This is a genomic window from Paractinoplanes deccanensis (genome assembly GCF_016862115.1).
In the GTDB taxonomy this organism is placed as follows: Bacteria; Actinomycetota; Actinomycetes; order Mycobacteriales; family Micromonosporaceae; genus Actinoplanes; species Actinoplanes deccanensis.
This window is the reverse complement of sequence record NZ_BOMI01000223.1, coordinates 1-11,296: the sequence shown is the minus strand read 5'-3', so window position 1 is coordinate 11,296 and position 11,296 is coordinate 1. Positions and strand designations below refer to the sequence as shown.

General features: G+C 77.7%; 2 protein-coding genes. Both read left to right on the top strand.

From position 1 onward, the window contains the following. Positions 1-31 precede the first annotated feature (31 nt). Positions 32-9,970 (top strand): type I polyketide synthase, encoded by a 9,939-nt coding sequence (locus Ade02nite_RS48595; protein WP_239169635.1) that lies wholly within the window; start codon positions 32-34, stop codon positions 9,968-9,970. Positions 9,971-9,972: 2 nt separating this feature from the next. Then, on the top strand, positions 9,973-11,296 hold a 1,324-nt coding region (locus tag Ade02nite_RS48590; protein ID WP_203778251.1), incomplete at its 3' end, for a beta-ketoacyl synthase N-terminal-like domain-containing protein.

Genomic DNA, 11,296 nt, shown 5'->3' with positions numbered 1-11,296 from the left:
TGTGCGCGAGACTGTCCGGTTCGCCGACGCCGTGGAGGCGGCTGCCGCTGACGTCTATTTGGAGGTCGGTCCGGACGGGTCGCTGACCGCGCTGGGGCTGGGCGGGTTCGTGCCGGCGCTCCGGAGGGACCAGCCGGAGACCGACGCCCTGCTGACCGCGATCGGCCGGCTGCACGTCCAAGGCGTGCGGGCCGACTGGCCGGCCGTCTTCGCCGGGTGGCAGGCGAGCCGGATCGCCCTGCCGACCTACCCGTTCGCCCGCGTCCGGCACTGGATCGGCGAGAGCGCCGCCGCCGTTGCGGCCCCGCTGCCGCGCCCGTGGGAGGGCGCCGACGAGCCGGGCCGCCGGCGGATCGCCCTGGACCTGGTGCGGGCCTCGGTCGCCCACGTCGCCGGGCACGCCACGGCCGCCGACGTCGCCGCCGACGCCACCTTCCACGACCTCGGCCTCTCGTCGCTGGCCGGCGTCGAGCTGCTGGAGCGGGTGAACCGGCTGACCGGGCTCGCGCTCCCGCCGGCCGACCTCTTCGACCACCCCACCCCGGAACGGCTCGCCGCGCACGTGCTCGCCGCGCTGGACGGAGCCACCACCGGCCCGGCCACCGCCGGCCAGGTGGACCAGGTCGCGGACGACCCGATCGCGATCGTCGCGATGAGCTGCCGCCTTCCCGGCGGCGTCGCCACCCCGGACGAGCTGTGGCGGCTGCTCGCCGACGGCGCCGACGCGGTCGGCCCGTTCCCGGCCGACCGGGGCTGGGACCTCGACGGCCTCTACCACCCCAACCCGGACCACGAGGGCACGAGCTACGTCCGCAGCGGCGGATTCCTCGACGAGCCGGGCGCGTTCGACGCGGGCTTCTTCGGTGTCTCGCCGCGCGAGGCGCTCGGCATGGACCCGCAGCAGCGGCTCCTGCTCACCCTCTCGTGGGAGGTCTTCGAGGGCGCCGGCATCGACGTGACGGCCCGCCGCGGCGACGCCGTCGGCGTCTTCGTCGGCGCGACCGCCACCGACTACGGCCCCCGTCTGCACGAGGCGCCGGACGGTCTCGCCGGCCGGGTCCTGACCGGGACCACCCCGAGCGTGGCGTCCGGCCGGATCGCCTACACCTTCGGCTTCCACGGCCCGGCGCTGACGGTCGACACCGCGTGCTCGTCGTCGCTGGTGGCCCTGCACCTGGCCGCGCAGTCGCTGGAGCGCGGCGAGTGCACCCTCGCGCTGGCCGGCGCCGCCACCGTGCTCGCCACCCCCGGCATGTTCGTCGAGTTCAGCCGGCAGCGCGGGCTCGCACCGGACGGCCGGTGCAAGCCGTTCGCCGCGGCCGCCGACGGCACGGGCTGGTCCGAGGGCGGCGCGATGCTGCTGTTGGAGCGGCTCTCGGACGCGCGCCGCCACGGCCATCCGGTGCTGGCGACGATCCGCGGCTCGGCGGTCAACTCGGACGGCGCCTCCAACGGGCTCTCCGCGCCGAGCGGCGCCGCGCAGCAGCGGGTGATCCGCTCGGCGCTGGCCGCGGCCGGCCTGCGGCCCTCGGACGTGGACGCGGTCGAGGCGCACGGCACCGGCACCGCGCTCGGCGACCCGATCGAGGCGCAGGCACTGCTCGCGGTCTACGGCCGCGACCGGCCCCGGCCGCTCCTGCTCGGCTCGGTCAAGTCCAACATCGGGCACACCCAGGCGGCGGCCGGCGCGGCCGGACTGATCAAGATGGTGCTGGCCATGCGGCACGGCCGGCTCCCGGCCACGCTGCACGTGGACGCGCCGACGCCCAAGGTGGACTGGCGGGCGGGCGCCGTCGAGCTGGCGACGGCCGCCACCGACTGGCCCGCCACCGGCCGGCCGCGGCGCGCGGGCATCTCCTCCTTCGGCATCAGCGGCACGAACGCGCACGTCATCATCGAGCACGCCGAGCCGCCGGCCACGCGGTCGGCCCGGGACGAGCGGATCGTGCCGTGGGTGCTGTCGGCGCGCACGCCGGACGCGCTGCGCGCCTACGCGGACCGGCTCGCCACCGTCGACGCCGACGTCACCGACGCGGCCTTCACCCTGGCCATCGGACGGGCCCGCTTCGCGCACCGGATGGTCGCCGTCGGCGCGGACCTCGCGCAGCTGCGCGACCGGCTGACCGGCGACGCGGTGACCGGCCGGGCGGCCGGCGATCCGCGCGCGGTGTTCGTCTTCCCCGGGCAGGGCGCGCAGTGGGCCGGCATGGCGGCCGAGCTGCTGCGCGACTCCGAGGTATTCGCGGCGGCGATGGACGCGTGCGCGAGCGCGCTGCGGCCGTACATCGACTGGTCCCTGCTCGACGTGCTCGGCGACGCCGCGATGCTGGAGCGCGTCGACGTCGTCCAGCCGGCCCTGTGGGCGGTGATGGTCTCGCTGGCCGAGCTGTGGCGGTCGTACGGGATCGAGCCGGCCGGCGTCGTCGGCCACAGCCAGGGTGAGATCGCCGCGGCCTGCGTGGCCGGGGTGCTGAGCCTGGCCGACGGCGCCCGGGTGGTGGCGTTGCGCAGCAGGGCGCTGTCGGCCCTCGCCGGCGCCGGCGGGATGGTCTCGGTGCCCCGGCCGCCCGAGGAGATCGACCTCCGCGAGCTGTCGGTCGCGGCGATCAACGGGCCCCGCTCGACCGTCGTCTCGGGCCCTCCGGAGGCGCTGGCGGCGTTGCTGGCCCGCGACGACCGCGCCCGGCGCGTGCCCGTCGACTACGCGTCGCACTCGCCGCAGGTCGAGCGGCTGCGCGACCACCTGCTGGCCGAGCTCGCCCCGATCACGCCACGACCGGCCGCCGTGCCGTTCCACTCGACGGTCACCGGCGAGCCGGCCGGCACCACCGCGCTCGACGCCGGGTACTGGTACCGCAACCTGCGCGAGCCGGTCCGGTTCCGGTCGGCCGTGCGGGAGCTGCTGGACGCCGGCACCACCTGCTTCATCGAGGTGAGCCCGCACCCGGTCGTGTCGTTGGGCGTGGCGGAGACGGTCGACGAGCACGGCGCCGACGCGGTCACGGTCGGGACGCTGCGGCGCGGGGACGGCGGGATGCGGCGGATGCTGACCGCGCTGGGCGAGGCGTTCGCGCACGGGCTGCCCGTACGGTGGGAACGGCTCTTCGACGGGCTCGGCGCGCGCCGCATCGGCCTGCCGGGCCACCCGCTGCGCGCGGACCGATACTGGCTGCCGCCCGCCCGGTCCGGCGCGGGCGGGCCGTCGGCCGCCGGGCACCCGCTGCTGGACACGGCCGTCGACCTGGCCGACGGCGGCGCCCTGTTCACCGCACGGCTGTCGGTGTCCCTGCACCCGTGGCTGGACGAGCATCGGGTCGGCGACGTGCCGGTCCTGCCCGGCGCCGCCTACGCCGACCTGGCGCTCTGGACCGGTGCGCGGACCGGCTTCCCCCGGGTGGGCGAGCTGACGATCGAGCGGCCGCTGCGGCTGCCGCCCGGCCGCACGCTGTCGGTCCAGATCGCGGTCGGCGCGCCGGACGGCGACCACCGGTCGTGGACCCTGTCGGCGCGCGACGGCGACGAGCCGTGGACCCGGTACGCGACCGGCACGCTGCGGCCCGCGGGCCACGGGCGCGACGGCGCGGCCGCCTGGCCGCCCGATCCGGCGGAGATCGACCTGGCCGGCGGCTACCAGCGCCTGGCCGACGCGGGATTCGGCTACGGGCCGTCCTTCCGGGGCCTGCGCCGGCTCGCCGGGCTCGGCGACGAGCTCTTCGCCGAGGTGGCCGTGCCGGCCGCGGACGGGTTCGCGATCGCGCCGGCGCTGCTGGACTCCGCGCTGCACGCGCTGGAGCTGCGGTCGCTGGCCGCCGGCGGTCCGGGGCTGCTGCCGTTCTCCTTCGGCGACGTCGAGCTGCACCGCACCGGCGCCACCGAGCTGCACGTCCGGCTCGCCCCGGCCGGCCCGGACAGCGTGACCCTGACCGCGACGGACCCGGCCGGCGCTCCGGTGCTGACGGCCGGCGCGCTCGTCATGCGGCCGCTGTCGGCGGCCGGGCAGGCACTGCACCGGATTCGGTGGGTGCCGCTGCCCGCCCCGGCCGGCGACCCGGGCGCCGGCGCGACGGCCGTGCCGGTCGCCTGCGCGACCGTCCACGACGCGCTGACGCTGCTTCACGACCGGTTGGCCGGCGACGATCCCGGCCGGCCACCGCTCGCCGTCGTGACCACCGGCGCGGTCGCCGCCGCCCCCGGCGACGACGTGCCCGGCCTCGCCTCGGCGCCGGTCTGGGGGCTGGTCCGCTCGGCCCAGACGGAGCACCCCGGCCGGTTCGTGCTGGTCGACACCGACACGCCGGAGCCACCCGTCGCTGCCGTCGCGGCCGCGCTCGCCGCCGGCGAGGAGCAGGTGGCCGTCCGCGACGGCGAGGTGCTGGTGCCGCGGCTCGTCCGGGCCACGCCACCGCCCCCGGCGCAGTCGCCGATCCCGGCCGGCAGCACCGTGCTGATCACCGGGGCGCCCGGCGCGCTCGGCTCGGCGGTCGCCCGCCACCTGGTGACCCGGCACGGCGTGCGGGACCTGCTGCTGGCGAGCCGCCGTGGCCCCGCGGCGCCCGGCGCCGGCACCCTCGTCGCGGAGCTGGAGGCGCTCGGCGCCCGGGTCACCCTCGCCGCCTGCGACGTCGCCGACCGGACGGCGCTGGCCGCGCTGCTGGCCACCGTGCCGGACGACCGCCCGCTCAAGGCGGTCGTGCACGCCGCCGGGATCCTCGACGACGGCGTGCTCACCGCGCTCACCCCCGAACGGCTCGACGCGGTCCTGCGCCCCAAGGCCGAGGCCGCGTGGCACCTGCACGAGCTGACCCACGACCTGGCGGCGTTCGTCCTGTTCTCCTCCGCCATGGGTGTCCTCGGCAACGCGGGCCAGGGCAACTACGCGGCCGCCAACGCCTACCTCGACGCGCTCGCCGCGCACCGGCGGGCGCGGGGGCTGCCGGCCGTGTCGCTCGCCTGGGGACTCTGGGAGGCCGGCGGCGGCCTGACCGGGCACCTCGACCGGGACCGGATCTCCGCCGCCGGTGTCCTGCCCCTCGCGACCGGCGCGGCGCTGGAGCTGCTCGACGCCGGGCTGACCGCGGCCGAACCGGTGCTGGTGCCGGCCCGGATCGACCTCGCGGCGCTGCGCGACGGCCCGGTGCCGGCGATCCTGCGCGACCTGGCGCCGCGGCCGGAGCGGCCCGCCGCCCCGGCGCCGGTTGCCGCGGAGTCGGCCGAGGCGCTGGTCGCCCGGCACGTCGCCGCGGTGGTCGGGCTCCACACCGGCGCCGAGGTCGACCCCGGCCGCACCTTCAAGGAGCTCGGCTTCGACTCCCTCGCCTCGGTCGGCCTGCGCAACCGGCTCGCCGCCGCGACCGGCCTGCGCCTGCCGGTCTCCCTGGTCTTCGACCACCCGACCCCGGCCGCGGTCGGCGCCTACCTGCGCACGCGGCTGACCGGCGCCACCACGCCCGCGACGGCGGCGGACCGGCCGGCGCGGCCGGACGACGACCTCATCGCGATCGTCGGCATGTCCTGCCGCTTCCCGGGCGGCGCCGCCTCGCCCGAACAGCTGTGGGACCTGCTCGCCGACGGCCGCGACGCGATCACCGGGCTGCCCACCGGGCGCGGCTGGCCGGCCGACCTCTACGACCCCGACCCGGACCGTGCCGGTCACAGCTACGCGCGGGCCGGTGGCTTCCTGCACGACGCGGCCGACTTCGACGCCGAGTTCTTCGGCATCAGCCCCCGCGAGGCCCTGTCGATCGATCCGCAGCAGCGCCTGCTGCTCGAGACGTCCTGGGAGGCGATCGAGCGGGCCGGCATCGACCCGCACGCGCTGCGCGACAGCCGCACGGGAGTGTTCGCCGGCATCATGTACAACGACTACGCGGCCCGCTTCGGCCGCGACGGCGGCGACTACGAGGCGCACCTCGGCAACGGCAGCGCGGCCAGCGTCGCGTCCGGCCGGGTGGCCTACCAGCTCGGCCTGCACGGCCCGGCGGTCAGCGTCGACACCGCGTGCTCCTCCTCGCTGGTCGCCGTGCACCTGGCCGCGCAGGCCCTGCGGCACGGCGAGTGCTCGCTGGCGCTGGCCGGCGGGGTGACCGTGATGGCCACTCCGAAGCTGTTCCTCGAGTTCAGCCGGCAGCGCGGCCTGTCCCGCGACGGGCGCAGCAAGGCGTTCGGGGCCGGCGCCGACGGGATGGGCGCGGCCGAGGGCGCCGGCGTGCTGCTGCTGGAGCGGCTGTCCGACGCGCGCCGGCACGGTCATCCGGTGCTGGCCGTGATCCGTGGCTCGGCGGTCAACTCGGACGGCGCCTCCAACGGGCTCACCGCCCCGAACGGGCCGGCCCAGCAGCGGGTGATCGCCGACGCGCTCGCCGCTGCCGGGCTGCGGCCGTCCGACGTGGACGCGGTCGAGGCGCACGGCACCGGCACCGCGCTGGGCGACCCGATCGAGGCGGAGGCCCTGCTCGGCGCGTACGGGACCGGGCGGGACCGGCCGCTGTGGCTGGGCTCGGTCAAGTCGAACATCGGGCACACCCAGGCCGCCGCCGGTGTCGCCGGAATCATCAAGATGGTTCTCGCCCTCGGCGCCGGCGAGCTGCCGCGCACGCTGCACGCCGACGAGCCGACCCCGCACGTCGACTGGTCCGCCGGGACGCTGCGCCTGCTCCGGCAGCCGCAACCGTGGCCGGCCGGCGACCGTCCGCGCCGGGCCGCCGTCTCCTCGTTCGGCATCAGCGGCACCAACGCGCATCTCGTGCTCGAGGAGGCGCCGCCGGTCGCGGCCGCGGACGCCGCTCCGGTTGCCGACGCGGCGCCGGTGCCGTGGCTGCTCTCCGGCCGCACCGAGGCGGCGCTGCGGGCTCAGGCCGCGCGGCTGCGCCCGTCGGCCGGCTCGCCGGCCGCCGGGGTCGGCGTCGCGCTGGCGACCCAGCGGTCACGCTTCGAGCACCGGGCCGTGGTCGTGGCGTCCACCTCGGCGGAGCGCGACCGGGCGCTGGCCGCGCTGGCCGCCGGCGACGTGGCCGCGGGCCTGGTCCGCGGCGTGGCGGCCGAGGTGCGCGAGGTGGTCTTCGTCTTTCCCGGCCAGGGCGCGCAGTGGCCGGGGATGGGCGCGGCGCTGCTCGACGCGTCGGCCGAATTCCGGGCCGAGATCGAGGCGTGCGAGGCCGCGCTCGCCCCGTACGTGGACTGGTCCCTCACCGCGGTCCTGCGCGGTCTACCCGGCGGGCCGCCGCCGGACCGGGTCGACGTGGTGCAGCCGGCCCTGTTCGCCATGATGGCCGGTCTGGCGCGGGTGTGGCAGGCGCACGGGGTGCGGCCCACCGCGGTGGTGGGCCACTCGCAGGGGGAGATCGCCGCCGCGTACGTGGCCGGAGCGCTGACGCTGCCGGACGCCGCCCGCGTGGTCGCGCTGCGCAGCCGGGCGATCGCCGCGCTGGCCGGTTCCGGCGGCATGGCCTCGATCGCGCTGCCGGTGGCGGAGGTGCGGCGCCGCGCCGGTGACCGGGTCGGCATCGCGGCGGTCAACGGGCCCCGGACGGTGGTCGTGTCGGGCGACACGGCAGCCGTCGAGGCCCTGGTCGCGCAGTGCACGGCCGAGGGCGTCCGGGCGCGGCTCGTCCCGGTCGACTACGCGTCGCACTCGGCGCAGGTGGACGCGATCCGCGACGAGCTGCTGAGCGCCCTCGCGCCGATCGCTCCCCGGACCGCCCGGATCCCGTTCCACTCCACGGTCGAGGGCCGGGCCGTCGACACGGCCGGGCTCGGCGCCGGCTACTGGTTCCGCAACCTGCGCGAGACCGTCCAGCTGGCCGGCACCGTGGCGGCCCTGCCGTCCGCGGCGTTCATCGAGGTGAGCCCGCACCCGGTGCTGACCGCGCCGATCCAGGAGACCGCCGGTACGGACGCCGTCGTGCTCGGCTCCCTGCGCCGCGGCGACGGCACCCCCGCGCGGATGCTGACCTCGCTGGCCGAGGCGTACGTCCGGGGCGTGACGGTGGACTGGACCGCGGCGATCCCGCCGGCGGCACCGGTCCCGCTGCCCACCTACCCCTTCCAGCGAAGCCGCTACTGGCTGGACGCGCCGGACGCCGGCGACCGGCGATGGGCCGGCATCGAGGACGCCGGCGACCTGGCCGCCCTGCTGCCCGGGCACGACCCCGCGGAGCTGCGCGCCGCCGCGTCGGTGCTGTCCGCGCTGCGCGAGCGCCGGACCGCCGGCGATCCGATCGACGACTGGCGGTACGGCGTCGAGTGGCGCCACCGGGCCACGCCGGCCGCCGCGATCACCGGCCGGTGGGCCGTTCTCGCGCGCCCCGGCCGGTCCGAGACCGGGGACGTGCTCGCCGCCCTGCGCCGCGCCGGCGCCCGGCCGGACCTGATCGAGGTCGGCCCCGAGGCCGGACGGCGGACGCTGGCGACCGGGCTCGCCGGCTGCGACGGCGTGCTCTCCCTGCTCGGGCTCGACGACCGGCCGCACCCGGAGCACCCCTCGGTGCCGGCCGGCTTCGCGCAGACCGTCGCGCTGGTGCAGGCGCTCGGCGACGCGGGCGTCGGCGCGCCGCTGTGGTGCGTCACCCGCCGCGCCGTCGCCACCGCACCGGACGAGCCGATCGAACCCGGTCAGGCGCTGCTCTGGGGCCTGGGCCGGGTCGCCGGCCTGGAACACCCGGACCGCTGGGGCGGCCTGATCGACCTGGACGGCCCGGCCGGCCTCCTCGCCGAGGTGCTCGGCGGCGAGGAGGACCAGGTGGCGATCCGGCAGCACGGCGTGCTGACGCGCCGGCTCACCCGGCGGCGGCCACGCGGCGCGCCCGCGGCGGAGTGGACGACCGGCGGCACCGCCCTGGTCACCGGCGGCACCGGCGCGCTCGGCGCCCACATGGCCCGCTGGCTGGCCGGCCGCGGGGCCGAACACCTGCTGCTGGTCAGCCGGCGCGGCCCCGAGGCGCCCGGCGCGGCCGAGCTGGCCGACAGCCTGCGCGGGCTGGGCGCCGCGGTGACCGTGGCGGCCTGTGACGTGGCCGACCGGGAGGCGCTCGCCGCGCTCATCGGCGCCATACCGGCCGACCGTCCGCTGCGGACCGTCGTGCACACGGCCGCGGCCCTCGACGACGGCACCGTGGACACCCTCACCCCGGCGCAACTGGAGCGGGCGCTGCGGGTCAAGGCCGGCGGCGCGCGCCACCTGCACGAGCTGACCCGTCACGCGGAGCTCGACGCGTTCGTGCTCTACTCCTCGCTCGGCGGCACGGTCGGCCTGCCCGGGCAGGGCAACTACGCCCCGGCCAACGCCTACCTCGACGCGCTCGCCGAGCGGCGCCGCGCGCAGGGTCTCGTCGCCACCTCCGTGGTGTGGGGCGCGTGGGCGGGCGGCGGCCTGGCCGGCGGCACGGTCGCCGACGTGCTGCGCCGGCACGGCCTGCCCGAGATGGACCCGGCCCTCGCGCTGGAGGGGCTGGGCCGGGCCCTGAGCGGCGGCGAGCCGGTCGCGATCCTCGCCGCCGTCGACTGGAGCCGGTTCTGGACGGCCTTCACGGCGCTGCGGCCGAGCCCGATGCTCACCGAGATCCCCGACGTCGCGCGCTTCCGCACCGGCGACGGCCCCGAGCCGGCCGCCCGCCTCGCCGCGGCGACCGAGCAGGCCCTCACCGATCTGGTGTGCGCACACGTCGCGGCGGTGCTGGGCCACGACAGCCCGGCCTCCGTGCGGCCGGACCGCGCGTTCCGGCTGATCGGCTTCGACTCGGTGACCGGCGTCGAGCTGCGCAACCGGATCGCCGCCGCCACCGGGCTCAGCCTGCCGACCACCACCGTCTTCGACTTCCCGACCCCGGCCGCGCTCGCCGGCTATCTCCGCGAACGGCTCGCACCGGCCGCGCCCGCCGCCGCGCAGGCACCGGAGCCGCCGGACGTCGATCCGCTCACCGCGACCGACGACGAACTGTTCGAGCTGATCGACCGCGATCTGGGGGTGTCCTGACAGTGACCGACACCGAGGCGAAGCTCCGCGAGTACCTGCGGCGTGTCACGGCCGACCTCCAGCGCACCCGCCGGCGGGTGGCCGAGCTCGAGCAGCGGACCGGCGAGCCGATCGCCGTCGTCGGCATGGCGTGCCGGTACCCGGGCGGGGTGCGCTCGCCGGAGGACCTGTGGGAACTGGTGTCCGCCGGCCGCGACGCGGTCTCGGCGCTCCCCACCGACCGGGGCTGGGACCTCGGTGGCCGGTTCCACGAGGACCCGGCGGTCGCCGGCTCCTTCTACGCCCGCGGCGGCGGGTTCCTGCACGACGCGGCGGGCTTCGACCCGGCGGCGTTCGACATCTCGCCGCGCGAGGCGCTTGCCATGGACCCCCAGCACCGCCTGCTGCTCGAGACGACCTGGGAGGTGTTCGAGCGGGCCGGTGTGCCGGTGACGTCGTTGCGCGGCAGCGACACCGGCGTCTTCGTGGGCGCCACCTACCAGGACTACGCCGCGCGCCTGCACCGGACGCCGGCCGAGCTGGAGGGCTACATCGTCACCGGCAACACGGCCAGCGTCGCGTCCGGCCGGGTGGCGTTCACCTTCGGCCTGGAGGGCCCGGCGGTCACGCTCGACACGGCGTGCTCGTCGTCGCTGGTGGCCCTGCACCTGGCGGCGCAGTCGCTGCGGTCGGGCGAGTGCGATCTCGCGGTGGCCGGCGGCGTCGTGGTGATGTCGTCGCTCGACATGTTCGTCGAGTTCAGCCGGCAGCGCGCCCTCGCGCCGGACGGGCGGTGCAAGGCGTACGCCGAGGCCGCGGACGGGTTCGGCGCGGCCGAGGGCGTCGGTGTGCTGCTGGTGGAGCGGCTGTCCGACGCGGAGCGCAACGGCCACCGGGTCCTGGCGGTGCTGCGCGGTTCGGCGGTGAACCAGGACGGCGCGTCCAACGGCCTGACGGCGCCGAACGGGCCGTCGCAGCAGCGGGTGATCCGGCGGGCGCTGGCGACCGCGGGCCTGACGGCGGCCGAGGTGGATGTGGTGGAGGGCCACGGCACCGGCACGCGGCTGGGCGACCCGATCGAGGTGCAGGCGTTGCAGGCCACCTACGGGCAGGACCGGGAGACGCCGCTGTGGCTGGGCTCGGTGAAGTCGAATCTCGGGCACACGCAGGCGGCCGCGGGCGTGGCCGGTGTGATCAAGATGGTGATGGCGATGCGGCACGGCACGGTGCCGCCGACCCTGCACGCGGAGCCACCGTCGTCGCAGGTGGACTGGTCGGCGGGGGCTGTGACCCCGGCCGTCCGGCAGACCGCGTGGCCGGAGACCGGTCGTCCCCGGCGGGCGGCGG